The organism is Streptomyces sp. CC53, from assembly GCF_001865245.1.
In the GTDB taxonomy this organism is placed as follows: domain Bacteria; phylum Actinomycetota; class Actinomycetes; order Streptomycetales; family Streptomycetaceae; genus Streptomyces.
In genome coordinates this window covers 47,837-73,957 of record NZ_MKXB01000064.1, presented here as the reverse complement: position 1 = coordinate 73,957, position 26,121 = coordinate 47,837, and the positions used below count along the sequence as shown (strand labels likewise).

The window sequence follows — 26,121 nt, the reverse complement described above, 5'->3', positions numbered from 1 at the left end:
CGCAGGGGGCGGGGGCCGGTCGGGAGCCGCGGTCGCCCGAGGGCGGCGTGCGGCCCGCGGGATGCCGGGGGCGAGCGGTACCGGCGGAGGGCACAGCCCTGGGCGTACCGCGCGCTCGGGGCGGCTGCCCCGGGGCTCGCGCGCCGAGAGGTCGAGGCGCGTACGGTGCGGGGCCGCCGGGAGCAGCGCGCGGCACCGGCGGTCCGCCCCGGTCGCGGCAGAACGGGGAGCGGGGGTGTGGCGGGCCTGAGCGGACCGGTACGCCCGAGGGGCCGTCGGCCCGGGCCGTTCAGTGCGCCGCCGGCCGGGCGGCGGGCGCGTGGACCCCGGGCGCCCCGGTGAGGAGGCTCCCGGCGGCGGAGCCGCTGCGGCGGCTCTCCGGCAGCGCGCCCGCCCGGCGGCGCGACTCCGCGGCCAGGGCCGCCAGCAGTCCCGCGTCCCGGTCCATCTCGGGGTGCCACTGCACGCCGAGCGCGAACCGCCCGTCGGCGTACTCCAGCGCCTCCACCGTGCCGTCGTCCGCACGGGCGGCCGTGACCAGGCCCGCGCCGAGGCGGTCGACGGCCTGGTGGTGGTGCGTCGCCACCTCCAGGGCGCCGGGGAGCAGTCCGCCGACGCGTGTGCCCGGGACGGTGGTGACGCGGTGGCGCCCGAACATGCCGATGACGGGGTTGTGGTCCTCGTGGCCGACCCGGTCCGGCAGGTGCTGGAGCAGGGTGCCGCCCGCGTGCACGTTCATCAGCTGCATGCCCCGGCAGACGCCCAGTACCGGGACGGCGCGGGCCAGCGCCGCCGCGAGGACGCCCAGTTCCCACCGGTCCCGCACGGGCACCGCGGCGTCGGTGCAGGGATGCCGTTCGGCGCCGTACAGGGCGGGGTCGAGGTCCTCGCCGCCGGCCAGGACGAGTCCGTCCAGCCGGGCGACGACGCCCGCGGCGGCCGCCGGGTCGTCCGGGGGCAGCAGGACGGCCCGGGCTCCCGCGTCCTGGACGGCACGGACGTAGGCGGCGGGCAGCACGGCGGCGGGCAGGTCCCATGCGCCCCAGGTCGCGTCGGTGAGGTAGGTGGTGATGCCGATGAGCGGTGTGTGCACGTCGATCCTCTGAAAGGTGCCCTTCACGCTCGTCGCTGAGCGGAAGACGCGGACACGGCCGGGCCGCCGCGCCTGCACGGCCGACGGCCGTCCGCGTACGGAGGCGCACGCAGCCGGCAGCCCGGTACGGAGCAGGGGGAGGGGCCGCGGTCGGCGCGGGACGCGCCGGTGTCCGCGAGAAGAATCCTGCCGGGCCATACCGTTAAGCACAAGAAATGACATCTTCACGACCGGTAAGCCACACTTAACGCCGTGCAGAGTCTCGACCCGCGTCTCCTGGCCACCCTCGAAGCCGTCGTCCGCCACGGCTCCTTCGCTTCGGCGGCCCGGGAGCTCGGGTACAGCTCCCCCGCCGTCTCCCAGCAGATCGCCGAACTGGAACGCCGGGCCGGGCTCCGCGTCCTGGAGCGCCGCCCGGTGCGGCCCACCCAGGCCGGCCGGATCCTCCTCGACGCCGAGCAGGGCGTCCGCACCGCCCTGGCGTCGGCGGCCCTGGAACTGGACGCCGTCCGCGCCGGCACCGTGGGCCGCATACGACTCGGCGCGTTCGCCTCCGCCGCCAACCGCGTCGTCCCCACGGCGCTCGCCGCACTGCAGACCGCCTACCCCGACGTGCAGGTCAGCCTCGCGCAGCTGGAGCCCGAGGCGAGCCACAGCCGGATGGACCGCGGCGACCTCGACCTCGCGCTGACCTACGACTACGACTTCATCCCGCTGCCGCCACCCCGCACCCTCCGGCGCACGCTGGTGGTCAGGGACCCCGTCGTGGCGGTCCTCCCGGCGGGGCACCCCCTCGCGGCGCGGGAGACGATCGACCTGGCGAGCCTCGCCTCGGAGACCTGGATAGCCGCCCCGGAGGCCGCCCTGCGCCTGGAGCTGCTGTCCCAGATGGCGAAGGTCCCGGGTTTCGAGGCGCGCCTGGAGTACGAGGGCGACGACTTCAACACCGTCCTCGGCTTCGTGGCCGCCGGCCTCTGCGTCGCCCTGCTGCCCCGGCTGGCCCTGCCCCGCGGCACCGAGGACGTCGTCGCCCGGCCCCTGGTGGACCCCGCACCGACCCGCTTCCTCTACACGGTCCGCCTCGACACCCGCCACACGCCGCGCGCCATCCTGGCCCTGGAACGGATGCTGGCGACCCAGGCCCGTACGGCGATCCCCTAGGAGGGTCCCGGCGGGGTGCGCAGGGCGAGCACGGCCATGTCGTCATGGCCGTCGCTCGGGTGGTGGTCGGCGAGCGCGCGCACGAGGTCGGTCAGCGGGCTGTCGACGTGGGCGGCGGCGAGTGCGGCCAGCGCCTCCAACCCCTCGTCGAGGGAGTGCCGCGGGTGCTCGACCAGACCGTCCGTGAACAGCAGCACGGTACTGCCGGCCGGCAGGGGACAGGTGTGGTCGGGACGGTGGATGTCCGGGTCCACACCGAGCGGGACACCCGGGTCGGCGTGCAGGTAGGCGGTGCGGCCACCGGGCGTGAGGAGCAGCGGCGGCAGATGGCCCGCGGTGCTCCAGCGCAGCATCCAGCCGTCGCCCACCGGCTCGAACCGCGCCAGGCACGCCGTGGTCACCGGCAGGTCCGTGATCGCGTGCACCGTCCGGTCGAGTTGCGTCAGCACCGCGCTGGGCGGGGTCCTGCGGTCGTAGAGCAGGGCCCGCAGCATGTTGCGGGCCTGCGCCATCGCGGCAGCGGCGTGCAGGTCGTGCCCCACCACGTCGCCGATGACCGCCGCACACGCCCGGTCGGGCAGGACCACCGCGTCGTACCAGTCGCCGCCCACCCCGGCGGGTTCCGCCGCGGTGCGGTACTCCGCGGCGCCCGAGAACGGACTGAGGTCCGGCAGCACGGGCAGCAGCAGCCGCTGGAACTGCTCGGCGCTGTCCCGCATGTACCCGAAGAGGCGGGCGTTCTCGATGGCGATGCCGGCCGCGCCCGCCAGGGCGCGCACCACGTCCTCGTCGTCCTGGTCGAAGGGCCTGCCGTCACGCCGTTCGGACAGGTACAGGTCGCCGTAGATCTCGCCGCGGACGGTGATGGCCACCCCGAGCAGCGTCCGCATGGGCGGATGGCCGGGCGGGAAGCCGACGGAGGCGGGGTGCGACGGGATGTCCTCCACGCGCAGCGGCTCCGGATGGTGGATCAGGTGGCCGAGCACCCCCCTGCCGTGGGGGAAGTCGACACCGCCGAGAGCGGCGTACTCGTCGTCCGTCAGACCGGCGGTGATGAACTGTTCCAGCCGGTCCCCGGACGCGTGCAGGACGCCGAGCGCGCCGTAGCGCGCGCCCACCAGCTCCATCGCGGTCGTCACGATGCGGTGCAGCACCGTCGGCAGGTCCAGTGCGCCGCCGATGGCCAGCACCGCGTCCAGCAGCCCCTGGAGCCTGTCCTTGGCAGCTGCGAGGGCCTGCAGCTGCGCGGCGATGCCCTCCGGCCCGTCGTCCGTACGCGGCCGGAGCCGGAGCGGGGCCGCCCCGCCACGCGCCGCCGACTCGTCCCCGGGTGCCATGGCCTCTCGTCGTCCGTCCCGGCCGGCGCCCCACGCGCCGGCCTGGTCCCGCACGGGGTACCCCCGACGGCCGCCGCCAGTCGTCGCGGCTCCGCGGCCCTCCGCCGCCCCGCCCCCGGGAGCTGCCCGCGGAGCCCGCCGCGTGCGCGCAGGCACCCCGCACCGCCGCGAACCTGCACGTGGTTCGCACGGCCGGGCGGGCGGACCGCTCGGACGGGTGGCGCCCGGGGTGGCCACCGGGCGGCGGTCCCGGTCGGCTCGGCCGCGCGTCTCCCGCCCGGGGGCTGCGGCCGGCCGCAGCCCCTGCTCGCCGTGCCGTTCCGCCCGGCCGCCCCCTGCCCGGCCGGTGACGGCCGGCTCCGCGTGTGGGCGGCACGGAACGGGTACCCGAGGGGCATCAGCGGTCGGCTCCGCGCCGTGGCGCGCGGGGCCGGCCCCGACGGCCGGAGGGAGCTGGCAATGGAGTGGTGGATCTGGCTCGTCATCGTTGCGGCGGTCCTCCTGGTGCTCGCCGTGGCCGCGCTCGCCGTGCAGGCCCGGCGCCGCGCCGGCGGGGTGATCGCCCGTGGAGGGTCACGCTCGACCCACGACGAAGGAGGCCCACGGTGAGCACGTACACAAGGGCGCGGGACATCAGCGGCACACCGGTCGTCACCCTGCACGGCGAGGACGTCGGGCAGGTCAAGGACGTGGTCTTCGACCCCGCCCGCGGTTCCGTGTCGGCCTTCACCCTGTCGGGCCGCGGCCTCCTCGCCGGACCGCTGCACCGCACCCTGCCCTGGGACGACGTGCACGGCCTCGGCCCGGACGCGGTGATGGTCCGTGACGAGGAGGCACTGGAGGAGGACAGGAAGAGGAGGAAGGCGTCCGGCGGCGGCTCCGGCTTCGGCGTGCTGGGTGCCACGATGATCACCCGCGACGGCACGCTCATGGGCACGGTCACCGACGTGATCATCGAGACGGGCAGGCACCCGGTGGTCGCGGGCTACGAGGTCGAGACGCGGGAGCGGCGCAGGGTCCTGGTTCCGGTGGACGGGCCCGTCGCCGTGTCGGGTGACCGGATCGTCGTGCCCGACGCCGCGGCCCGGCACCGGGCCGGTGACCTCGACGGGTTCGAGTCCGCCGCCGAAGCGCTGCGGCGCCCCGGAGGCGACGACGCAGGACAGGAGCGGTAGCCATGCTGTTCAGCGAGGCCCGGGGACGCCCGGTGATCGACCTTGCCACGGCCGAGGCCGTCGGCACCATCAGCACCTGCACCCTGGCGGGCTCCCCCGCGCGGATCACGGGTCTGCGGCTCAAGGCGAAGGGGCGGGCCCGACCCGAAGTCGACTGGGACCGGATCCACGCGTTCGGCTCCGACGCCGTCACGGTCGACGCCGGGGACCGGATCAGGGACGAGCGCGACATCGAACCGTCGGACCCCGCCCACTCCCGCCACGACCCGCTCGACAAGCCGGTCCTGGCCGAGACGGGCGCCGGCGGCGGCACGCTCATGGACATCGACTTCGACGAGGCCACCGGGGAGGTCCGGCACCTCATCACCACGGACGGGCGGATCACCGGCGACCACCTCCTAGAAGTGGGCTCGTACGCCACGATCGTCACCGACTGAGCCCGACTCGATCGCCGGACGGCTACCGGGCAGGGACGCAGCCACCGGGCGGGGCCGGCTGTCGGCGCGCGCCGCCCATCCCACAGCGCCAGTGCCCGTATGAGAGGTGTCCGGCCACCTCGTGGGTGCCTCCGTTCGCCGGGCCGCGGGCGGGTCGAACACGGCCAGGGGCACGGCGCCGCTGCATAGTGGCCCTCATGGAGCACCGGAAACCCGGCAGAGCATGCCGCCCCGATCCCCTTACGGCCCCCACCCGCGAAGAGGGCCGCTCCGCAACCGCACGCGGTGGCCCGCCGACGGCCGCCCGCCCCGCCCCGCGCCTCCGCAGCCATGCGTGAGAGCCTCCGGACGCAGCTGTGGCCGCTGCCCGCGGCCGGCGTGGTCCTCGCCGTCATCGCCGGCGTGGCGCTGCCGGAGCTGGACAAGAGCATCGGCAGCGGCACCGGCGAGGTCGCCGCCTACCTGTTCGGCGGGGGAGCGGCCGCCGCCCGCACGGTGCTCGAAGCCATCGCCGCATCGCTGATCAGCGTCACGGCGCTCACCTTCTCGCTGACCGTGGTGGCCCTGCAACTGGCCAGCTCCCAGTACTCGCCGCGGCTGCTGCGCACCTTCTCCGCCGACCGGAACGTGCAGGTCACGCTCGCCCTGTTCCTCGCCACGTTCACGTACGCCCTCACCGTCCTGCGCACGGTGCGCACCGCCGAGGAGGGGCAGCGGCCCTTCGTGCCGCAGGCCTCGGTGACCGTCGCGTTCGTGCTGGCCCTGGCCAGTGTCCTCGCGCTCGTCCTGTTCCTGTCCCATCTGGCGCTGGAACTGCGGGTGGAGACCCTCATCACCCGGGTCCACCACGACGCCGAGCGGACCGTCGCCCGTGTCTTCCAGGGCCACCCGCGGGCCGAGGCGGGCGAGGACGACATCCCCGAGCCGCCGCTCCACGCGGTGCCGCTCCTGGCCGCCCGGTCGGGATTCCTGGACCGGGTCCACGAGCGGGCGCTGCTGGAGGAAGCCGTCGAAGCGGACGGGGTCGTGATCGTGGACCGGTTCCCCGGCAGCTCCCTCATCGCCGGCACCCCCATCGGGTGCGTGTGGCGGCGGGACGGAACGCCGTTCGACCGCGACCGGAAGGAGCAGTTCCTGCACGACGCGGCGCGGGCCGTGTCCACCGCCCGTGAACGCACCGACCAACAGGACATCGCCTTCGCCCTGCGCCAGCTCACCGACGTCGCCGTCCGGGCGCTCTCGCCCGGCATCAACGACCCCACGACCGCGGTGCACGCGCTGTCGCACTCCTCCGCCCTGCTGTGCGACCTCGCGGGCCGCCCGCTCGGCCCCCGCCTCCTGTACGACGACGACCACCGCCTCCGGGCCGTCCTGAACCGCCCGCGCCTCTCCGACCTGCTGGACCTCGCCGTGCACCAGCCGCTGCGCTACGGCGGCGCGGAACCCGCGGTGCTGGCGCGGCTGCTGCGGCTGCTCCAGGAACTCGCCTGGACGGTGCGCCCGGAGCACCACGCCCTCCTCGACGGCTACCACCGGGAGATGCGCACCCTGATCGGCCGCCATGCGTTCCCGGCCACCGAGCGCCGCCGGCTCGACGCCCTCGGCGACGAACTCACCCGGATGATCGCGCCCGCGTAGCGGAGGCCGCCGCCCGCCCCGTTCCACTCCGTCCCGGCGGCGCCAGGCGGCGGCACCGGGACGGGCGGGCCCGTACGGCACCGCGCAGGCGACCGCGGTCAGTCAAGCCGCCGCCGGTCGTCCTCGTCCCACGTGGCGATGTCCCGGGGCTCCGTGTAGGGCTCGTCCTCGGGAGGGTGCCCGCCCGCCACGGCGCGCTGCCGCGCCGTCTCCGCGTCGAACTCCAGGCCGAGGAGGATGGCGATGTTCGTGATCCACAGCCAGATCAGGAAGATGATCACGCCGGCGAAGGTGCCGTAGGTCTTGTTGTACGAGCCGAAGTTCGCCACGTACACGGCGAAGCCGGCGGACGCGACCAGCCAGATGGCCAGGGCGAGGAGACTCCCGGGCGTCACCCACCGGAAGCCCCGGAGCCTCGCGTTCGGAGCCGCCCAGTACAGAAGGGCGATCAGCAGGGCCACGAGGAGCACCAGCACCGGCCACTTGGCGATCGACCACGCCGTCACCGCCGCGTCGCCGAGCCCCAGCACCTCGCCGGCCCGGCGCGCCAGTCCACCGGTGAACACCACGATCACGGCGGTGATCACCGAGAGCACCAGCAGCAGGACCGTCAGCGCGAGCCGCAGCGGGAGGACCTTCCACACCGGCCGGCCCTCCGGCACGTCGAAGACGGCGTTGGACGTGCGGATGAACGCGGCCACGTAGCCGGACGCCGCCCACACCGCCAGCGCCACACCGAGGACCGCCATGACGGAACCCCACCCGGCGTTGCCCTGGAGCTGTTGCACGGCCTCGGTGAGGACGTCCCGCGCCGGACCGGGCGCGAGCTGCCGGATGTTGTCCAGCACGGCGTCGGTGGTCGACCTGCCCATCAGCCCGAGCACCGCGATGAGCACAAGGATCGCTGGGAAGACGGACAGGATGCCGTAATAGGTCAGGGCGGCGGCCCGGTCGGTCAGCTCGTCCTTCTTGAACTCCTTCAGGGTCCCGCGCAGCACTTCGCGCCAGGACCGCTTCGGCATGTCGCTGAGCCCGTCCGGCGCGCGGCGCTCGACCTCGGGCCCGGGACCGTACTGCTCCGGACGCTCTTCCGGAGGCCTGTCGTGTGCGTTGCCGTCGTGGGCTCCCATACGCGGCGGGTAGCCACGGCTGCCCGCTCCAACCCACCGGGTGGTCGCGGAACTCCGGACTGCCCGGTACGGGGCTTCCGCGACTCACCGGTGGGCGGGGCAGACCGGGCGCGTAGCCGCCGCGGCCGGGCGACGCCGCTCCCGGCCCGCTCAGGCGACACGGCGCTGTGCGTAGCAGAAAAGGTGTTCCTCCGGGTGCCCCGCGGGTACGTCAGGACGGAACACGGACACGGCGTGGTGCAGCACGTCGAGGCCGCAGTCCTCGCGCAGCAGCCGCACGTACTCCTCGGGCGGGAAGCTGGAGACCCGGGCGCGGCGGCCCATCCACACGATCTCCGCGTCCTCGACGTCCGCCGGCACGGTCGCACTCACCAGGTAGCCGCCCGGGGCGAGCCAGCCCGCCATGCGCCGCATCGCTGCGGAAGCCTCCGCCCGCTTCATCATCAGCAGCGGAAAGAACGCGCACACCGCGTCGAAGCCGCCGTCCGGCGCACGGAAGTCCCGCACGTCGCACTGCTCGAACCGGGCGGCGGGGACGCGCTGCCGGGCGAGGGCCACCATCCGCGCGGACACGTCGATGCCGGTGACCTCGTGGCCGGCGAGCGCGAGCGCCCCGGCGACCGGGAGCCCCGTGCCGCTGCCCACGTCCAGGACCCTGGCCGCCGGTCGCAGCCGTGCGGCCAGCCACTCGACCGCCGCACGCTGCTCCGGCAGGTGACAGAAGGCCCTCTCGTAGTCGAGGCCGAGGTCGTCGAACAGCTCCGCTGCCGACAGGGCCCGGCGACCGTGACCGTCTTCCCTCATGGGGCTGCTCCTTCCGCAGGACCGGCAGGGCGCCGGTGCCGGACGCCCTACCCGCGGGGCGGCGTCGACATGTCGGCCGGGGCAGGACCGCCGCGCTCGGTGCAGGCCGGTGGTGAGGGCGCACTGCCCCCGGGTGCGCCTGCGTCCGGGGCGCACCGTGAGCGCCGCCCCCAGCGGGCCTGCCCGCCCGCAGCGGTCCGCGTGGGGCAAGGCGCCCGCCGTCCGGGAAGGGGATGCGGCCCGTGCCCCGCCCAGGGCGGACCGCGGGCGGAGCCGTGGCCGCGGGTTGCCGAGTCAGCGCTCGGAGCCGTAGCCGTGGCCGGCGGAATCCGTCCGCGGAGGCGAAGCGCGGTCGCCCGGGACCCGACGCGGAGCCGTAGCCGTGGCCACCGGCGCGGGAACCGGTGCCCCGGTCGGTCCGCGGCCCGCGACGGGGGCGGTCGTGCGGGGCGGCAGCGGGCGGCCCGCAGGCCGGGGCGAGCGGCGAGCGGTCAGCAGCAGGCGGCACGTGGCAGGCGGGCCCGGCTCAGGCCACCGTCCTGGACACCGCGTCCGCCACGACGGCGGACAGGTCTCCCTCCCGCTCCTTCACCCGCCGCTGGCGGTCGGCTCCGTTGCCGCGGCCCAGCACCTCGGACAGTCGCTCCCTCGCCTCGCCCAGGTCACCCGTGTCGGACAAGGCGTCCGACACGTGGTCGAGGAGGGCGTGCGCCACCACGTGCGCGGGGGCCGGAGTGCCCGAATCCGGGTGGAGGAGGGACCCTGACAGACCCGAGCGCGCGGCCCGCCACGACGCCAGCCGCAAGGCGCTCACGCCCACCGGGTTCGGTGGCTCCCCGGCCCGCCACTCGCGCGCCGCCGTGTCGACGAGGCCGCGTGCCAGGATGGCCAGCAGGACGGTGTCGTCGGCTTCGAGGCACACGTCGGCCGCCCGGAACTCCACGGTCGGGTAGCGGTGGGACAGCCGGACGTCGAAGTAGACCATCCCCTCGTCCAGGAGCACCCCGGTGTCGAGCATCGCCCGCACCCGCTCGTGGTACCGCTCGGCCGAACCGAAGACCTCCACCGGCCCCGCCGACGGCCAGCGTGCCCAGACCCGGCTGCGGTAGCTGCTGTAGCCGCTGTCCACGGTCTGCCAGAACGGGGAGTTCGCGCTGAGCGCCAGCAGCGTGGACAGCCAGGGCCTGACCCGGTCGATGACCGCCACGCCCTCTTCGTCCGACTCGACCTCCACGTGGATGTGGCAGCCGCAGGTGAGCTGTTCCTGCGTGGTCAGCCCGAACTCCTCCGCCAGCCATCGGTGCCGCTTGTCCGAGCCGATCGTGGGGGCTACCTCCATAGGGGACGTGGCCAGGGCCGCCAGGCGGGCGCCGGCCTCCAGGGCGTGCCGTGCGGCGGACGCGCGCCACCTGCGCACCTCTGCCTCCAGGGCGCGCATCCGGGTGTGCGGCTCGGTGGCGAACTCCAGCTGTTCGCGGTGCAGTTCCGCCTCGAAGGCGTCCGCGGGGCCGCTCGCCGCCAGGATCGCCCCGGCCACGGCCTTGGGCTCCCCGGTGTCCGGATGCACGAGCAGGAGCTCCTCCTCGACGCCGATCTTGCGCACAGCCTGGTCCTTCCGTGTCGTCGTTCGCTGTCGTGCCGACGGCTCCCTGCCGCCGTCTCTCTTCCGCGCCGGGGCGGGGGCCCGCGGTGGGCGGGCTCCGGCGACGGCCGGTCCGGCGTTCCTCGGCGGCGGCCCGTGGCTCGCGGGCTCGGCCCCGGGAGGGCGTCGCCCTGCCGAGTCCTCCTCGGGGTCGGCCGCCGGCAGGCCGCCCGGCCCGTTCGGCGCGGCCCCTTTCCACCGTCTCGTCGCCCCTGCCGCGGAAGTGCAAGGAGACAACGGAAAGGGGCCGTGTTCGGCGTACGACCCGGAACGTCTGGTCCGCACGGAGGACGGACGGGGCCGACCGGGCGACCGGGAACTGCCCACGGGATCGCGCCGCACGCATGCGTGACCGCGCGCCCCTGACCCTGTCGGGGCCCCTGTGTGGCGCCGACCACCCGGAGGGACGTACAGGAAGGGGGATGCCCGGCGGGCTTCGTGATTCCGCCGGTGTGTCAGCGGGGGCTGAGCAGGCCGGAGCGCAGGTGCGTGAGCGTGCGCGAGAGCAGGCGGGAGACGTGCATCTGCGAGATGCCGATCTCCTTCCCGATCTCCGCCTGCGTCTTCTCCTCCACGAACCGCAGGTGCAGGATGCGCCGGGCGCGGTCGTCCAGGGTGGACATCAGCGGAGCCAGGGAGTGGAAGTCCTCCACGAGTTCCATCGTCGTGTCCTCGACGCCGATGTAGTCGGCGAGGGCGAAGTCGTCGTCGTTCCCCTCGGTGCCGACGGGGGCGTCCAACGAGACGGAGTTGTAGCCGTTCGAGGCCACCCGCGCCTCGATGACCTCCTCCTCGGTCATCGAGGTCAGCTCGGCGACCTCCCGCACCGTGGGGCTGCGGCCGAGCCGGGTGGTGAGCTCGTCGGTGGCCCTGGCCAGCGTCACGCGGGCCTCCTGAAGCCGCCGGGGCACGTGGACGGCCCAGGTCGTGTCCCTGAAGAACCGCTTGATCTCGCCGACGATGTACGGAACGGCGAAGGCGGAGAACTCGACGCCGCGCGTCAGGTCGAACCGGTCGATCGCCTTGATCAATCCGATCATGCCGACCTGGACGATGTCCTCCATCTCGTCGCCGCGGTTGCGGAACCGCCCGGCGGCGTAGCGGACGAGGGACATGTTCATCTCGATGAGGGTGTTGCGGACGTACTGGTGTTCCGGCGTCCCTTCCTCCAGCGCGACCAGCCGGTCGAAGAACAGTCTCGACAGTTCCCGCGCGTCGCGGGGGCTGACCGCACCGGGGTCGGCCACTTCGGGAAGTCCGGTCGCCTCCACAAGTTCGCCGACACTGTTCTCCACCGTCGCCGTGATGGTCGGGCTCACCTCGACTCCTCTCGGTTGCGCTCGTTCTCGCGGACGCCCCAGGGGGACATGGGGCCGCTTACCCGCTCACTCCGAATCATGCGCAAAAGTTTTCAGCTATTGCTCTGCGAGGGGTCTCGGCCGACGGTATTCGGCCAAGTGGAGAGGGGTGCGGGTGCGGCTCGGTCACGTCCGCACGCCGAGGGCCGGAGCGGCCGGTCCGGCATGCGGCTCGCGACCGTGCGCTCGGCGTGGGGAGGGTGCTCGCCGCGGACGGTGGGGCTTCACCGGTGCGGCGGCCGCGTGGGGGCTGAGGGAGCCGCCCCGCCGCCGGGCCCCTTCGCCCCGCGGACCTGCGGCTTGATCCCGATGCGGCCCCAGAGCTGCGGGGCGCCGTCGTGATGCGGCGGTGTGTCGGGGGAGGCGGGGCCGGCTGCGCGGCGCCCCCCGTACCTCTGCCCGCGGCGCCCGCCCACGGGTGCCGCGGGCTCGTGGGAGGAGGGAGCCGTCCGGAGGCGCACGGTGCAGCAGGAGCGCCGCCTTCACACTTCGCTCACGCGATGTCGACGTCCGTGACGGCCGAACCGGTGCCTTCTTCACAGCCGCTCCGGCTCCGAGGCCCCGGAGTTGGCCGGAATCCCCCGCACCGGAAGCGCGGCCCTCGGCTCGGACCGTGCGCGCCGTGCTCGGTATCGGCGCCCGGCCCGCCCGGGTGCCGTCTGCACCGGCCCGCAAGTGACCCGGTCCGGGTGCTGCGACCTGCGGCAGCGCCGTGTCGTGCCGCCGCTGCGAGAGCTCTGTCCCGCACCTCCTCAGGACGCGCCGACGCCGCGTGGCGCCGCCGCGCCCGTCGACCCGTACTCCCGCCACCGACGCGGAACCCGGCTGCGGCGCCGGCGCCCCGACCGGTGGCCGGTGCGCGGACGGGACTTTGCAGTCGTGACCCAGAAGGCGGGTGGCTGGCCGGCCGGCCTGCCGGCGCAGCCCGTGCCGCCAGGTGCGGCGTCGTCACACCATCCGGTGGTACGGCTCCGGGACGTGCACCTCGCCACCCAGCCGGCGGGCCGCCTGCTGTGCCCAGGACGGGTTGCGCAGCAGTTCGCGGCCGAGCAGGACCGCGTCCGCTTCCCCGTTGGCGACGATCTTCTCCGCCTGCTCCGCTTCGGTGATCAGACCGACGGCGGCGACCGGCATGCCGGTCTCGGCTCGCACGCGGGCCGCGAACGGCACCTGGTACCCAGGGCCGACCGGGATGTCGACCCGCGGGGCGTTGCCGCCGCTGGACACGTCCAGCAGGTCCACGCCGTGCTGCCGCAGCAGCGCGGCGAACCGCACGGTGTCGTCGGCGGTCCACCCCGGGCGGCCCTCCAGCCAGTCGGTCGCCGAGATGCGGAAGAACAGCGGCAGGTCGTCGGGCCATACCTGCCGCACGGCGTCCACGACCTCCAGCGCGAACCGCGTGCGGTTCTCGAAGGAGCCGCCGTACGCGTCGGTGCGGTGGTTGCTGTGCGGGGAGAGGAACTCGCCGATGAGGTAGCCGTGGGCGCCGTGGACCTCGACCACCTCGAAGCCCGCGGCGAGCGCCCGCCGGGCGGCGGCCGCGAACTCCCCGGTGATGCGGCCGATGTCCTCCGGCGTCAGCTCCGTCGGCACCGGATGGCCTTCGTCGAAGGGCACCGCGCTGGGGGCCAGGGGCTGCCAGCCGTGCGCGTCCGCGCCGATCGGGGCGCCGCCCTGCCAGGGGCGGTCCGCCGATGCCTTGCGGCCTGCATGTGCGAGCTGGACGCCCGGCGCCGTGCCCTGAGCCTTGAGGAACGCGGTGATCCGGCGCAGTGACTCCACCTGGGTGTCGTTCCAGAGGCCGAGGTCGTACGGGCTGATCCGCCCTTCCGGGGACACCGCGGTCGCCTCCAGGAGGATCAGTCCGGTGCCGCCGGCCGCGCGGGCGGCGTAGTGGGCGAAGTGCCAGTCGTTGGCGGCGCCCGTGTCCGGGCCCGTCGCATCGGCGCTGTACTGGCACATCGGCGCCATCCAGACGCGGTTCGGGATGGTCAGGGACCGCAGGGTGCGGGGTTCGAACAGCGTGCTCACGGCGGACTCCATTCGGGCGGGACCGGTACGAAGCTTGTACGATAGCCTTCGTAGTACGGCAGATGTCAAACTACGATGGTTCTCGTACAATGGCGGGGAGTCGACCTCACTGGAGTCCGTATGACACCCGCCGCGACCGGGCCGCGTACACTCGCGCATCCCGCCCGTGACGAGATCCGCCTCGAAGGCGTGCTCCACGCGCTCTCCGATCCGATGCGGCTGCGTGTGGTCCGCGAGTTGGCGGCGGCCGCGTCGGAGGTCTCCTGCTCGCACGTCGAGCTGCCCGTGGCCAAGTCGACGAGCACGCACCACTTCCGCGTCCTGAGGGAGAGCGGCGTCATCCGTCAGGTCTACTGCGGCACCGCCAAGCTGAACGGCCTGCGTCGCGACGACCTGGACGCCCTGTTCCCCGGCCTGCTCGACGCGGTCCTGTCCGCTGCCGCCCGGCAGGTCGACGAGCCGTAGCCGGCGAGCCGTGGTCTGGTGGTGGGGGGGCGCCGTCGCGCGGGGCCCTGGCCGGGGCCCTGCGGGGTGAGCCGTCCGAGCGTCGATCCGCATGCATCGCTCCCCCCTCTTCCTGCTGGCCCCTTCCCTCGGGATTGAACGATCGTTTAGCATCCTGTACATGCGTTCAATGCGTGCAGGTTCATCCCAGGAGCCCGAGGACCGGACCACTCGGGCGCGGATCCGCGACGAGGCCCTGAAGCTGTTCACCGAGAAGGGGCCGGACCGGGTGCCGGTCCGGCAGATCGCTGCGGCCGCCGGTGTCTCACCCGGACTGGTCGTGCACCACTTCGGTTCCAAGGAGGGGCTGCGGGAAGAAGTCGACCGCCACGTGGTGGCCGTGTTCGAACGGATGCTGAAGGAGGTCGCGGACGGGGGTCCGGTGGGCTCCCTGGCGCAGGCGGTGGCAGCGGGACTCCCCGGGGACTCACCCGTCCCCGGCTACCTGAGCCGCATGCTGACCGCCGACGGCGACGCCGGGCAGGACCTCTTCCGCCGGCTGCTCGACCTGAGCCGGCGGACCCTCGCGGAGATGGCCCGGGAGGGGGCGGCGGCCACCGGCCGGGACCCGGACGTGCGGGCCGCCTTCCTGCTCGTCAACGACCTGGCCGTCTTCCTGCTGCGGCGGCGCATCGAGGAGGCCCTCGGCGTCGATCCGCTCTCCCCGCCCGGCCTGGAGCGCTGGGGCCACGAGGTGCTGGCGGTCTACGGCGGCGGCCTGCGGGCCGCCGACCCCGCCGACGGTGAGGAGGAGGCACGGTGAGGGCGGTGATCTGCGGTGCCGGCATCGCGGGGCTCGCCCTCGCGCAGCGGCTGGACGGGATGGGCTGGGACGTCATCGTCCTGGAGAAGTCACCCGGCCCCCGCGAGCAGGGGTACATGGTCGACTTCTTCGGCCCCGGCCACGAAGCCGCCGAGGCGATGGGGCTCCTGCCGCGGCTGCGGGAGCTGGCCTATCCGGTGTCCGAGGTGGCGTACGTGGACGAGGACGGCCGCCGGCGCGGCGGCCTGGACTACGGGCGGTTCTCTCGGGCGGTCGGCGGGCGGCTGCTGAGCCTGATGCGGCCCGATCTCGAACGGGCCCTGCGCGAAAGCCTGTCGGACCGGGTGGACCTGCGCTTCGGCACCGGCCCCCGACACGTGGAGGACACCGGGGACGAGGTGCGCGTCACGACCGAGGACGGCCGCGTCGAGCACGCCGACCTCCTGGTCGGCGCCGACGGCGTCCACTCCACCGTACGCGCGCTCGTGTTCGGCCCGGAGGAGCCCCGGGTGCGGCACCTCGGCTTCCACACCGCGGCCTTCCTCTTCGACGCCCCCGACGTGCGGCGCGAGGTCGACGGCCGGTTCTGCCTCACCGACACCGTGGGGCGCCAGATGGGCTTCTACGCCCTGCGTGACGGGCGGGTGGCCGCGTTCGCCGTGCACCGCAGCACGGATCCGCGCCGCCCCGCCGACGCCCGCGCCGCCCTCCGCGCCGCATACGGCGGCCTGGGCTGGGTCGTGCCCCGCGCCCTGGAGCAGTGCCCCCCGCACGAGGAGCTGTACTACGACCACGTGGCCCAGGTGGTCACGGACGGCTGGCGCCGTGGCCGCACGGTGCTCACCGGCGACGCCGCCCACGCCGTCTCCCTGCTCGCGGGCCAGGGCGCCTCCCTGGCCGTGGCCGGGGCGTATGTCCTCGCCGAGGAACTCCAGCGGGGCGCAACGGTCGAGGCGGCCACCGCCGCCTACGAGGCCCGGTGGAGGCCCGTGGCGGAGGAGCGGCAGCGAGCGGGCCGGGCGGCGGCCGAGTGGTTCCTGCCGTCCACGCGGGCCCGGCTCCGCATGCGGCACGCCGCCCTCCGGTTGTCCGCGCTGCCGGGAGTGGACCGGCTGCTGGCGCGCTCCCTGTCGGGGAAGCCCGCCGTGCTCGCCCGGCACGCCCCGGGCCGGGGGCGAGGGTCCCACGGGTGAGGGTCGGCTGATCGTCGCCCGGCGGGGGCCGTGGTGACCACGGTGCCCGCGCGGGCACCGTCGGGAACAACGCGGCGACAGGCGCCGCTCCCTGAGGGCTCGACAGGACGGCTGCCGGAACGACGGTCGTGCCCGGCGGCGGGTCGGGCACTGAGGCAACCCGCGAAGTGGCGGCTCCGGAAAGGGAACCGCCACCCCTCCCTCCCGGCGGCGGCACCGGCGCGGTGCCGCCGCCGGGAGACCGGGTCAGTGCCCGGTGATGCCCGTCGCCTGCGGCCCGCGGTCGCCCTGGGCGACCTCGTAGGAGACCTTCTGCCCCTCCTGCAACTCGCGGAAGCCGCTGCCGTTGATCTCCGAGTAGTGGGCGAAGACGTCAGGCGCCCCCGAGTCCTGCTCGATGAAGCCGTAGCCCTTCTCGCTGTTGAACCATTTCACCGTTCCCGTCGGCATCTGCTGCTCCTCGTGACATCACCGAACGCCCCGGGCCCAACTGCCCGGGACGCCATCCCCGACGCTACGTGGGCCGTGCGCGGCACACCGGCACGCCACGGCCGAACGCCACACGAACAGGCTCCCGCTCGTGCGTGTCGCGGGCGCCCCGCCGCCCGGAGGGGCGCGGGCCGCAGGGTCTGGACCACCGGGGCCGGCCGGGGTGCTGGGCGCCTCCGCGGCAGCCTGTCTTGGAGTGGTGAAATGTCAGCATTTCACCCCGTTTGCGGCTGATGGGCAGGGATACGCGTCGCGGAGACCCTGAAGACACCGATGCTGAGGAGAGCCATCGTGCTGAGCCGTGAACAGGTACCAGCAGTTCTGGACCGGCCCGTGTACGCGCGGGACGGCAGCAAGATCGGAGAAGCGAAGCACGTCCTCCTCGACGACGCCACAGGCCAGGCGGAATGGGTCACGGTCTCGACCGGGCTCTTCGGATCGCGGGAATCCTTCGTGCCCGTGCGCGACGCAGACGTCGTGGAGGACCACCTGGAGGTGCCGTACGACAAGGACAAGGTCAAGGGCGCCCCGAAGGCCGATGTCGAAGCCGGTGGACACCTCTCCGCGGACGAGGAGCGCCGCCTGTACGACTACTTCGAGGTCGACTGGGGCGGCGACCTGGCGGCCGAGGGCGGCGGCCGCGACGACGCCATGACCCTCTCGGAGGAGTCGATGCACGTGGGCGTCGAGCGCCGGGAAGCCGGCCGGGCCCGCCTGCGGAAGTACGTCGTGACAGAGGAGGTGCAGCAGACGATCCCGGTGCGCCACGAAGAGGTCCGGCTGGAACGCGAGCCCATCACCGAGGCCAACCGTGACGCCGCGCTGTCCGGGCCGGAGATCTCCGAGTCCGAACACGAGGTCACCCTGCACGAGGAGCGGCCGGTCGTGGAGACACGCACCGAGCCCGTCGAGCGGGTCCGGCTGGCCACCGACGAGTACACCGAACAGGAGACGGTCGAGGGACGCGTGCGCAAGGAGCGCATCGAGGCCGGCCTGCAGGACGAGCCCGACGAGCGGGCCTGACCCCTCCGGCCCGGGCGGCACCCCGGCACCGTTCCGTGCGCAGCCGGCGACGCGTACACGGGTGCCGCTCCGCCCGGCAGCGCGTCCGCACCGCCAGGCCCCCCGCGGCCGGCGGTCGGGGACGGCTCTCCGCCGACGACCGCGCGCGCCGCGTCGCAGCGACCCGGCCGGCCGCGGACCGCGAGCCGGGCCGGCGGCGCACACACCGGGCAGGAGCTCACCGCGCTGCGCGGGCGCCGGCCGGCGCCGCACGATCCGCCGGTGCGCAGCGCCGGAACCCGGGGCCCGAGCTCCGGGGTCCGCAGCCGGGGCCGCCCTGCCGCCGGACGTACGCGGCGCTGCGCGCGGGCCCGTCCGGCTTCCTGCTGAAGGACGCCTCCGCGCCCCGGCTCGCGGCCTGCCCACTGACACCTCCGAGGCACCTCCACCCGCCATCCGGCCCAACTCCGGACACCCCGAGCGGCATCAGGGGAGAACGTGGAGGCGAATCCGTACTCGCGAAGCAAGGTGAGGACCACCGCATGAAGAGCCGCCGGCGTCTCGGTCTCCGTCTGCGTCGGGCGGCCTGCGGGCTGGCGAGCGGCTGTCTCGCCGCCGCGGTGCTCGTCGGGTGCGACTCCACTCAGGGCAAGTACAACCCGCCCGGTGCGAACGCCCGCGTCGGGGCCATGCTGATCCGCTACGCCCACATGGCCGAGCCGCCGAACGGCCCCTGGGAGGAGGGCGCCGACGTGCCCGTGTACCTGTGGCTCTACAACGAGGCGCAGACCTCCGACCGGCTCCTCGGCGGTGCGACGACCATCGCCGAGTCGGTGGACGTCGTCACCGCGGACGGCACTCCGCGAGGCGCCGTCGACGTGCCGTCCGGGCAACTGGTGGAACTCGCGGAGGGGCAGCCGCACCTGCTCCTGCGCGGCGTGAAGGAGGAACTGCGCGGCGGCGACTACGCATGGGTGACGCTGCGCTTCGAGCGCGCCGGGGAGGTGGCGCTCCAGATGCACGCGCAGGTGCCCACGTACGTCGACGAGGACGAGACGCCCGGTCTCACACCGCCCTCCCCGGAGCAGTGACCCACCGGGCGGCGGAGCGTCCCCGGCCTGCGGGTGGGAGCGGCCGCCCTCCGGGCCGTGCCCACCACCGGAAACCCCTGCGTCGGCTGTCCGACATGCCCTGACGGGGGTACCCGCACGGCGTACGAGCCCACGAGGCGGGGCCCGCGTGGGAAAGGAGGCAGCCATGCCCCGCACCGACTCCACGTCACCCCCCTCACAGGTACGCCCGTCCACCAGGAAGCTCGGCCGCGGACTGAGGGACGGGCCGATCACCGTCCTCATGCTCGCCGCCTCGATCTGGCTGTTCATCGGGGCCTGGGTCATCGGCTACCCGTTCAACGAACCCTCGGGCGACGCCCACCTCACCGAGATGCTCGTCGGTATCGTCGTCTTCTGCGTCGCCCTGGCACGCCTCATCAGACCGCGGGGGCGGGCAGCCGACCTGATCGTCCTCGCGGGCGGTGTGTGGCTGGTCGTGGCCCCGTTCGCGCTGAGCTACGCCGACACCGCCGCGGCGGGAGCCGCCCGCGTCAACGACCTCGCGGTCGGCAGCGCGCTCATCGCCCTGTCGCTCGCCTCCCTCGCCCTTGCACGGGGAAGGGCGGACGCCGCAGACCGGTGACCCAGTGGTGCCGGCGCACTCCGTCCGCACCGCTGGGCGTGGCGCCGGAAAGCCGTACCGGCACGGAGCGGTGTGCAGGCAGCCGCGGTGCCGGTCCTCGAAGCCGCCCCGGACACAGGAGACCCGAACAGCCGGTACCGCCGGCCCTCCGGTGGCAAGCCGGCACCCGGGAGCGGCACGCCTCACGCCCCCGCAGCGCACAACGCCCCGGTCCCGCGCTCCGGAGGGGCGGCCGACGGCGCACGGTGCGGCGGGGTTCGCCCCACGTCTGGCACCAAGCTGCATCCGCCGTGCAGCAAGCTGACACGGCCGCCACGCATGGCGCGGGCGCATCGCTGGCATCGTTCTGCCCACCGCAGAACACGACCGGAGCGGAGCGAGCCGATGCAGCGATCCGAGGGGGAAGCATGACCGGAGCGGCGAAGACGTCCGCCGGGTGGACACGTGCCGGTGCCTCCCTGGCCCTTGCCGCCGCCGTGCTGTCGATCGGCGCCACGACGGCCGCGGCGGCTACCCCGCCCGGTGCCGCGGCCGGCCGGAGCCCCGCGCCCGCCGTCTCCACCCCGTCGCAGGACCTCCCGGAGCGGGCCGTCCGCGCGGCGCTCCACCACGCGGGGCACGCCGCCGCGCGGCTGCCGCTGCACGCGGCGCCGCCCGCGCTGCGCCAGTTGGTCAACGGCTGGGACTAGGCCACCGCATGCGGTTTGAGCTGCTCGGGCCGCTCAGCATCACGGACGGCACCGACACCGTCGTCCTGCAGCCCTCCAAGCCGACGAACCTGCTGGCCGCCCTGCTGCTGCACGCCAACGGGGTGGTGTCCGCCGAGTACCTCCAGCGGGCCATCTGGGGCGAGGAACAGCCCGCCACGGCGAAGGCCGCGCTCCAGACCTGCGTCCTGCGGCTGCGGCGGCTGTTCGCCAAGCACGGCGTGGTCGACACCCCCATCGAAGCGGTGCCCGGCGGCTACCGGATCAGCGCGGGACCTCGCAGCCTCGACCTGATCGGGTTCCGGGACGCCACCCGCGAGGCGTCCCGGCTCACGCACTCCCCGGAAGCGGAACTGCGCACGCTCAAAGCCGCCCTGGCCCTGTGGCGCGGCTCGCTGCTGGCCAACGTCCGCTCCGAGACGCTGCACCGCGACGAGGCGCCGCGCCTCGTCGAGGAGCGGCTGCGGACCGTCGAGCGGGTCTGCGACCTGGAACTGTCCCTCGGCCGCTGCGGCGAGGCCCTCGTGCCCCTGTGGAGCGAGACCCGCGCCCACCCCGGGCACGAGCGGTTCCACGAGCAGCTGATCGAGGCGCTCTACCGCACCGGGCGGCAGAGCGAGGCACTGACCGAGTACCGGCGGGTGAAGCGGTACCTGCGTGAAGAACTGGGCGTCGACCCCTCGCCGGGGCTGCGCCGGCTGGAGCTGGCCATCCTCCGGGGCGACGACCTGGGGCCGTGCGCCGACGGCCCGCGGGCCCTCGCCGCGGCCGGCCCCGCCACCGACCTCGTCGCCGTCCGCCGACCCCCCGCGGCGGGCGGCGGCGAGCCGCCACCCCCGGTGGTCCCCGTGTCCCCCGTGCCGTCCTTCACGGGCCGCACGGCCGAGGCGGCAGCCATGTCGGCCCGCCTCGCCGCAGCCCGCGACGAGCCCGTCACCATCCTGCTGTCCGGCGCCCCCGGCATCGGCAAGACCGCCCTGGCACACCACGTCGCCCACCACGTCCGGGACCGCTTCCCCGGCGGGCTGCTGCACGTGCCGATGGTGCACGCCGACGGGCGGCCCCGCGACGCCGCGGAAGCCGCCGCCGCGGTCGCCGCCGCCCTCGGGGACGGCGCTTCCGACGCCCCGGTCCTCCTCGTCCTGGACGACGTGGTCGAAGCCGACCAGGTCAGGCCGCTGCTGCCGACCGGGCCCGGCAGCGCCGCCGTCATCACCAGCCGCATGGGCCTCGCCGGGCTCGTCGCCACCCACGGCGGCCAGGTGCACCGGCTGTCCACCCTGGACGAGGAGGACGCCCACCGGCTGCTGACCGCCGCGCTCGGAGCCGAACGGGTCCGGCCCGAGGAGGCCGCGGCCCGGCGGCTCGCCGCCCTGTGCGGCTACTTCCCGCTGGCCCTGCGGATCGTCGCCGCACGGCTGCTCACCCGCCCCGGGCTCGGACTCGCGGACGCCGCCGGATGGCTGGCCGGCGACCCGCCGGCCCGGCTCTCCCTGGCGGACGACCCGCGACTGTCCGTCACCCGCGTCCTGGACACCGCCCTCGGCCGGCTCGACCCCCGCCTGGCCGACGCCTTCGTCCGGGTCGCCTCCCTGCCGTCCGCCGCCTTCCGCCCCGCCGACGGCGCCGCCGCCCTCGGCACGGGAGGCACCGAGACGGAGGACGTCCTGGAGCGGCTGGCCGACGCCGGGTTCCTGGAGGAGGGCCCGCCCGGCCCGTACCGGGTGCACGAACTGCTCCGCGTGTACGCGCGTAGAGCCGCCGCGGCACGCGACCCACGTCCCGAGACCACAGAAAGAGTGTGACCCCGCATGGTCGACACCCCCTTCGACGCCCTCGCCGCGACCCGGCCCCGCATACGCCGGGACGTGCTGTTCACCGAGACCCCCGGCGGCGTGCTCTTCCACAACGCCGACGGCGGCTTCCACCTGACGGGCCGCACCGCCTACCGCTTCGCCTCCCTCCTCGTCCCGCACCTCGCCGGGCAGCACACCCTCGGCGACATCTGCGAAGGCTTCGGCCCGCCGCAGCGCGCCCTGGCGGCCGAACTCGTGAAGACGCTCTACGAACGGGACTTCGCCCGCGACGTCCCCGCGGCCGACACCGCGGAGCCCGCCGCCGACGGGCCCGCCCGCCGGTTCGCCGCGCAAACGGCCTACATCGACCACTACGCCAACGGCGCCCCCGCCCGCTTCACCCGCTTCCGCGACACCCGCGTCGCGGTCCTCGGCGACGACGCCACCGCCCGCTGGTGCGCCCTCGGCCTCGTCCGCAACGGCTGCGCCCGCATCGCCGTCACCACGGCCTTCCCCGACGTGGCCCGCGAGGCCGCCGAACTCGACGCGGACGGCTGCCCCGTGCGCGTCGACGACCTGGCCCCGGACGCCGACTGGCCCGAGCTCGCCGCGTACGACGTCGTCATCGCCACCGGCCCCGACGCCGCGGCCACCACCCGGCGGCTGCTCGCCGCGGGCGTGCCCGAAGGCCGCACCCTCATACCCTCCTGGGGCTTCGGCGGCCACCACGTCACCGGCCCGCTCACCACCGCCGCGTCCACCGGCTGCTGGACCTGCGCCGTCCTCCGCCTCGGCGGCAACACCGACGCGGGAGCCGCCGCCGAGCTGTGGGCCACCGTCGCCGGCGGCGTGGCACCCCCCGCCGACCGGGCACTGCCGGCCGGACCCGTCGCCGCCATGACCGGCAACCTCCTCGCCTACGAAGTCTTCCGGCTCACCACCGGAGCCCTGCCCCCCGAGACCCGGCAGCAGATCCTCCTCCAGGACCTGGAGTCCCTGGACGTCGTCGCCGAACCCGTACGGCCGCACCCGCGCTGCCGCCGCTGCGCCGCCCTCACCGCGACCGCGGGCGCCCCGCTGCCCGACGGGCTCGCCCTGCCCGCCACGCCCACCGTAGAGACCGCCCGCGACGCGGAGGCCCTCGTCGACGGCCTCAACCAGACCAGTGGCGCCCTCGTCCGCCCGTACACGGGCACCTTCCGCCGCTACGCCGACGAGGAGATCACCCAGACACCCCTCAAGGTCAGCCGGGTCGAGGTGGCCCTCGGCGCCGGGGTCCGGCGCACCCTCGCCGCCTTCGACGTGCACCACCTGGCGGGAGCCCGGATGCGGGCGCTGCACGCCGCGGCCGAGACGTACGTCGAGCACGTGGTGCCACCCCGCACCGGCACGCCGGACGCGGACGGAGCCCCCGCGGTCGGCCCCGACCGGCTGGCGACCGGCGGAGGCACCGGCGCCCCCGTCACCTCGTGGACGGCCGCGACCTCCCTCCTCACCAAGGAGCCGGTCCGGGTGCCCACGGCCGCCGTGCGCCCCTTCGGGGAGCACAACCGGGCCCGGCTGCACCTCGCCACCCGCGCGGGAACGGGAGCCGGCGCCACCCCGGAGGAGGCGGCCGGCCGGGGTCTGCTGTCCGCGCTCGCCCACGACGCCCTCCTGCGCGCGGTGCGCGGCACGGCGGACGTGCGCCCGCTGACGGCCGACGGGGACGGCGCCGGACCGGAACTGGTGTTCCTGCTCAAGTCGGCCGGCACCCTGGGCGCCGACGTGGACCTGCTCGACCTGGGGGAGCCCGCCCGCACCACGGCCCACGTCGTCCTGGCCCGGTCCGCCGACGGCCGCTGGGCGGTCGGCGCCGGCCTGTCCCGCGCGGCCGCCGCCGGCGCGGCCCTCCGCGACCTGCTGGGGCAGGTGCAGCTCGCCGCGGAGGACCCCGCCACCCCCGTCGACCTGGGCGACCCGCTGATGGGCGACCTGGCACCCGGGACGGTCGCCACGACGGGCGCGCCGCTGGCCGCGGACACGGCCGCGACGGACTTCCCGACGGTCCTGGAGCGGCTGCGCGCCGCGGGCCGGGACGTGCTGCACGTCCCTACCACCCCCGCCGACCTGCCGCCGGGCGGCATCAGCACCGCGTACGTCCTCCTCACCACCGGCCCCGAGGACGGCGCGCATGCCCGTGGCTGACGCGACGCGCCGCCTCGCGCAGGCCCTGCACACGGCCCTCGCCCGGCACGGCGTCAGCGTGGAACTGGACGTGGCGCCCCTCGGCGTCCGCGACGCCTTCACTGCGGCGGTCCCCGGCGGGGAGCAGCACGGCGACGGCCCGCCCGACGGCGCCGCCCCGCGGGGCGGCGGGCGCCCACCCGGCGCGGTGCCCGTGCGGCACTACGGCCGGCACGTCATCGTCGGGCCGTTCCCCACCGCCGGCCGGCGACGCCCGTGCGGGCGGTGCCTGGACCGCCGCTGGCAGGCCGTCAGGTCCGTGCCGCTGCGGGATGCCCTGGAGCGGGGCGGGGACACCCGGGCGGCGGGGGAGACGCCGTACCTGACGCCGTTCGCCGCCGACACGGTCGCCGCGCTCGTCGCCGCCCGCACCACCGGCGGCACCGAACCCCCCTCCGGCGGCTACCCGCTCGTCCGCCTCGTCGACCTGGAGACGCTCCGCACCCGGGCCTACCCGCTGGTCCCCGACCCCGAGTGCCCCGCCTGCGCGGAACCCGAACCCGACACCCCCGAAGCGGCCGCCCTGCACCTGCGGCCCGCGCCCAAGCACCGCCCCGGCGGCTTCCGCGTCCGGGACCTCGCCGCCTACGACCTGCCGCCCGAGCCGTACACGAACCCCGTCTGCGGGTCCCTGGGGCCGTCCGTCGTCCAGGACGTGTCGTCCCTGTCCACGTCGGCCACCATCGGCTGCTTCTCGATGCGCTCCGGCGACTACCTCCGCGAGACGTACTGGGGCGGCCACGCCGACACCTTCGCGCAGAGCATGCGCATCGGCGTCCTGGAGGGCCTGGAACGGTACGCGGGCATGCGCGCCCGCACCCGGCGGGCGGCGGTCCGTGCCTCCCTGGACAGCCTGCGCGCACACGGCGAACCGGCGCTCGACCCCCGCCTGTGCGGTCTGTACTCCGACGCCTTCCACCGCGCCAACCCCCGCGTCGCCCCCTTCCGCCCCGACCGCGTCATCCCCTGGGTGTGGGGCCACTCCCTGCGCGACCGGCAACCCGTCCTCGTCCCCGAGGTGCTGACGTACTACCACGCGCCGGGGCTGGAGAACCGCTTCGTGCAGGAGTCCTCCAACGGCTGCGCCTCCGGCGGCTGCCTCGAAGAAGCCGTGTACTGCGGCCTGATGGAGGTCGTGGAGCGCGACGCCTTCCTCCTCGCCTGGTACGGGCGGGCCGCACTCCCCGAGATCGACCCCCGCACCAGCACCCGCCCCGCCACCCGCGCCACGGTGGACCGGCTGGAGATGTACGGCTACGAAGCGCGCTTCTTCGACACCCGGATCACCTTCCCCTTCCCCGTCGTCACCGGCGTCGCCGTACGGCCCGACGGCGGGCCCGGCCGCATGTGCTTCGGCGCGGGCGCCGGACTCGACCCCGAGGCCGCGCTCGCGGGCGCCCTCTGCGAGATCGCCACCGACGCCGTGAACCTCCAGAACCGCACCGAACGCGACTGGGACCGGCTGCGCGCCATGACCGACGACTTCACCAAGGTCGAGGCCCTGCACGACCACCCCCTCGCCTACGGAGTCCCCGAGATGGGCGACCACGCCGACTTCCTGCTCGGCGGACCGGGAGCGCCCCGGCCGCCCCTGCGCTCCTTCACGGAGCTGTACGGCCCGGGGGCGCCGCGCCCGGCGCCGCCCGTCTCCGACGACCTGCGGGACGACCTGGAGTGGTGCGTCACGACCGTCGCGGCGGCCGGATTCGACGTGATCGCCGTCGACCAGACCCTGCCCGAACAGCGGGACCTGGGCCTGACCACGGTCAGCGTGCTCGTGCCGGGGCTGCTGCCGATCGACTTCGGCTGGACCCGGCAGCGCGCCCTGGGCATGCCCCGGCTCCGCACCGCCCTGCGCGAGGCCGGACTGCGCGACCGGGACCTCGCCCCCGCCGACTTCAACCCCGCGCCGCACCCCTTCCCGTGAGCGCCCCCGCCGA

The 26,121-nt window shown here is 75.1% G+C and carries 23 protein-coding genes; 15 read left to right on the top strand and 8 right to left on the bottom strand.

Features of this window, described 5'->3' with window-relative positions; genetic code table 11:
• Positions 1 to 289 precede the first annotated feature (289 nt).
• Complete coding sequence (locus tag BJP40_RS05985) at positions 290 to 1,093, bottom strand: gamma-glutamyl-gamma-aminobutyrate hydrolase family protein (RefSeq protein WP_107416718.1); 804 nt, start codon at positions 1,091 to 1,093, stop codon at positions 290 to 292.
• 252 nt (positions 1,094 to 1,345) lie between these two features.
• On the opposite strand from BJP40_RS05985, the gene BJP40_RS05980 reads away from it, so the two are divergent.
• On the top strand, positions 1,346 to 2,254 hold the full coding sequence (locus BJP40_RS05980) for a LysR family transcriptional regulator (RefSeq protein WP_071269382.1): 909 nt from the start codon (positions 1,346 to 1,348) through the stop codon (positions 2,252 to 2,254).
• Here BJP40_RS05980 and BJP40_RS05975 read toward each other — a convergent pair.
• On the bottom strand, positions 2,251 to 3,591 hold the full coding sequence (locus BJP40_RS05975; RefSeq protein WP_079169341.1) for a PP2C family protein-serine/threonine phosphatase: 1,341 nt from the start codon (positions 3,589 to 3,591) through the stop codon (positions 2,251 to 2,253). The genes BJP40_RS05980 and BJP40_RS05975 overlap by 4 nt on opposite strands.
• Before the next feature lie 459 nt (positions 3,592 to 4,050).
• Here BJP40_RS05975 and BJP40_RS34010 point away from each other — a divergent pair, with 459 nt between their 5' ends.
• From BJP40_RS34010 to BJP40_RS05960, 4 genes are all read left to right on the top strand, one after another.
• Complete coding sequence (locus tag BJP40_RS34010) at positions 4,051 to 4,200, top strand: hypothetical protein (RefSeq protein ID WP_177204311.1); 150 nt, start codon at positions 4,051 to 4,053, stop codon at positions 4,198 to 4,200.
• Positions 4,197 to 4,766 (top strand): PRC-barrel domain-containing protein, encoded by a 570-nt coding sequence (locus BJP40_RS05970; protein WP_071269380.1) that lies wholly within the window; start codon positions 4,197 to 4,199, stop codon positions 4,764 to 4,766. Before BJP40_RS34010 ends, BJP40_RS05970 begins: the two co-directional genes overlap by 4 nt.
• A 2-nt stretch (positions 4,767 to 4,768) precedes the next feature.
• Positions 4,769 to 5,203, top strand: a complete 435-nt coding sequence (locus BJP40_RS05965; RefSeq protein WP_071269379.1) for a PRC-barrel domain-containing protein — start codon at positions 4,769 to 4,771, stop codon at positions 5,201 to 5,203.
• A gap of 330 nt (positions 5,204 to 5,533) precedes the next feature.
• Entirely contained in the window at positions 5,534 to 6,841 is a 1,308-nt protein-coding gene (locus tag BJP40_RS05960) for a DUF2254 domain-containing protein (protein WP_071279196.1), read from the top strand.
• Between the two features lie 98 nt (positions 6,842 to 6,939).
• Here BJP40_RS05960 and BJP40_RS05955 read toward each other — a convergent pair whose 3' ends face one another.
• The 5 genes from BJP40_RS05955 to BJP40_RS05935 form a co-directional block, all read right to left on the bottom strand.
• A complete protein-coding gene (locus tag BJP40_RS05955) occupies positions 6,940 to 7,971 on the bottom strand; it encodes a YihY/virulence factor BrkB family protein (protein ID WP_071279194.1) in 1,032 nt (343 codons plus the stop codon).
• 150 nt (positions 7,972 to 8,121) lie between these two features.
• Complete coding sequence (locus BJP40_RS05950) at positions 8,122 to 8,775, bottom strand: bifunctional 2-polyprenyl-6-hydroxyphenol methylase/3-demethylubiquinol 3-O-methyltransferase UbiG (RefSeq protein ID WP_071265991.1); 654 nt, start codon at positions 8,773 to 8,775, stop codon at positions 8,122 to 8,124.
• Positions 8,776 to 9,301: 526 nt separating this feature from the next.
• Positions 9,302 to 10,378 carry a glutamate--cysteine ligase gene (locus BJP40_RS05945; protein ID WP_071279192.1) on the bottom strand — a complete coding sequence of 359 codons (1,077 nt, stop codon included), beginning with the start codon at positions 10,376 to 10,378 and terminating at the stop codon, positions 9,302 to 9,304.
• A 494-nt stretch (positions 10,379 to 10,872) separates the two neighbouring features.
• A complete protein-coding gene (locus BJP40_RS05940; RefSeq protein WP_177204314.1) occupies positions 10,873 to 11,712 on the bottom strand; it encodes an RNA polymerase sigma factor SigF in 840 nt (279 codons plus the stop codon).
• Between the two features lie 1,011 nt (positions 11,713 to 12,723).
• Positions 12,724 to 13,806 (bottom strand): NADH:flavin oxidoreductase/NADH oxidase, encoded by a 1,083-nt coding sequence (locus tag BJP40_RS05935; protein WP_071279190.1) that lies wholly within the window; start codon positions 13,804 to 13,806, stop codon positions 12,724 to 12,726.
• Positions 13,807 to 13,926: 120 nt separating this feature from the next.
• Between BJP40_RS05935 and BJP40_RS05930 the strand changes: the two genes are divergently transcribed.
• The 3 genes from BJP40_RS05930 to BJP40_RS05920 all read left to right on the top strand — a co-directional run bounded on the left by BJP40_RS05930 (position 13,927) and on the right by BJP40_RS05920 (position 16,266).
• Positions 13,927 to 14,271 (top strand): helix-turn-helix transcriptional regulator, encoded by a 345-nt coding sequence (locus BJP40_RS05930; RefSeq protein ID WP_071265995.1) that lies wholly within the window; start codon positions 13,927 to 13,929, stop codon positions 14,269 to 14,271.
• A 169-nt stretch (positions 14,272 to 14,440) separates the two neighbouring features.
• Complete coding sequence (locus tag BJP40_RS05925; protein ID WP_226962821.1) at positions 14,441 to 15,073, top strand: TetR/AcrR family transcriptional regulator; 633 nt, start codon at positions 14,441 to 14,443, stop codon at positions 15,071 to 15,073.
• Entirely contained in the window at positions 15,070 to 16,266 is a 1,197-nt protein-coding gene (locus BJP40_RS05920) for an FAD-dependent monooxygenase (protein WP_071279186.1), read from the top strand. The genes BJP40_RS05925 and BJP40_RS05920 overlap by 4 nt, the downstream gene beginning before the upstream one ends.
• 246 nt (positions 16,267 to 16,512) lie before the next feature.
• Here the strand turns inward: BJP40_RS05920 and BJP40_RS05915 are convergent, their stop codons facing one another.
• A complete protein-coding gene (locus tag BJP40_RS05915) occupies positions 16,513 to 16,716 on the bottom strand; it encodes a cold-shock protein (RefSeq protein WP_071267942.1) in 204 nt (67 codons plus the stop codon).
• A 330-nt stretch (positions 16,717 to 17,046) separates the two neighbouring features.
• On the opposite strand from BJP40_RS05915, the gene BJP40_RS05910 reads away from it, so the two are divergent.
• From BJP40_RS05910 to BJP40_RS05880, 7 genes are all read left to right on the top strand, one after another.
• The gene (locus BJP40_RS05910) at positions 17,047 to 17,778 is read left to right on the top strand and encodes a PRC and DUF2382 domain-containing protein (RefSeq protein WP_071279184.1); all 732 of its coding nucleotides are present in this window, start codon (positions 17,047 to 17,049) and stop codon (positions 17,776 to 17,778) included.
• Between the two features lie 521 nt (positions 17,779 to 18,299).
• Positions 18,300 to 18,848: a copper chaperone PCu(A)C gene (locus tag BJP40_RS05905; RefSeq protein ID WP_079170955.1), complete on the top strand. Its 549-nt coding sequence runs from the start codon at positions 18,300 to 18,302 to the stop codon at positions 18,846 to 18,848.
• Positions 18,849 to 19,014: 166 nt separating this feature from the next.
• Positions 19,015 to 19,452, top strand: coding sequence for a hypothetical protein (locus BJP40_RS05900; RefSeq protein ID WP_071279182.1), 438 nt, complete (start codon positions 19,015 to 19,017; stop codon positions 19,450 to 19,452).
• Between the two features lie 407 nt (positions 19,453 to 19,859).
• Positions 19,860 to 20,141: a hypothetical protein gene (locus tag BJP40_RS05895; RefSeq protein ID WP_071279181.1), complete on the top strand. Its 282-nt coding sequence runs from the start codon at positions 19,860 to 19,862 to the stop codon at positions 20,139 to 20,141.
• Between the two features lie 8 nt (positions 20,142 to 20,149).
• A complete protein-coding gene (locus tag BJP40_RS05890) occupies positions 20,150 to 21,964 on the top strand; it encodes an AfsR/SARP family transcriptional regulator (protein WP_071279179.1) in 1,815 nt (604 codons plus the stop codon).
• Between the two features lie 6 nt (positions 21,965 to 21,970).
• Complete coding sequence (locus tag BJP40_RS05885; protein ID WP_071279177.1) at positions 21,971 to 24,142, top strand: TOMM precursor leader peptide-binding protein; 2,172 nt, start codon at positions 21,971 to 21,973, stop codon at positions 24,140 to 24,142.
• A complete protein-coding gene (locus BJP40_RS05880; protein WP_071279175.1) occupies positions 24,129 to 26,108 on the top strand; it encodes a TOMM precursor leader peptide-binding protein in 1,980 nt (659 codons plus the stop codon). The genes BJP40_RS05885 and BJP40_RS05880 overlap by 14 nt, the downstream gene beginning before the upstream one ends.
• The last annotated feature ends 13 nt before the right edge of the window (positions 26,109 to 26,121 follow it).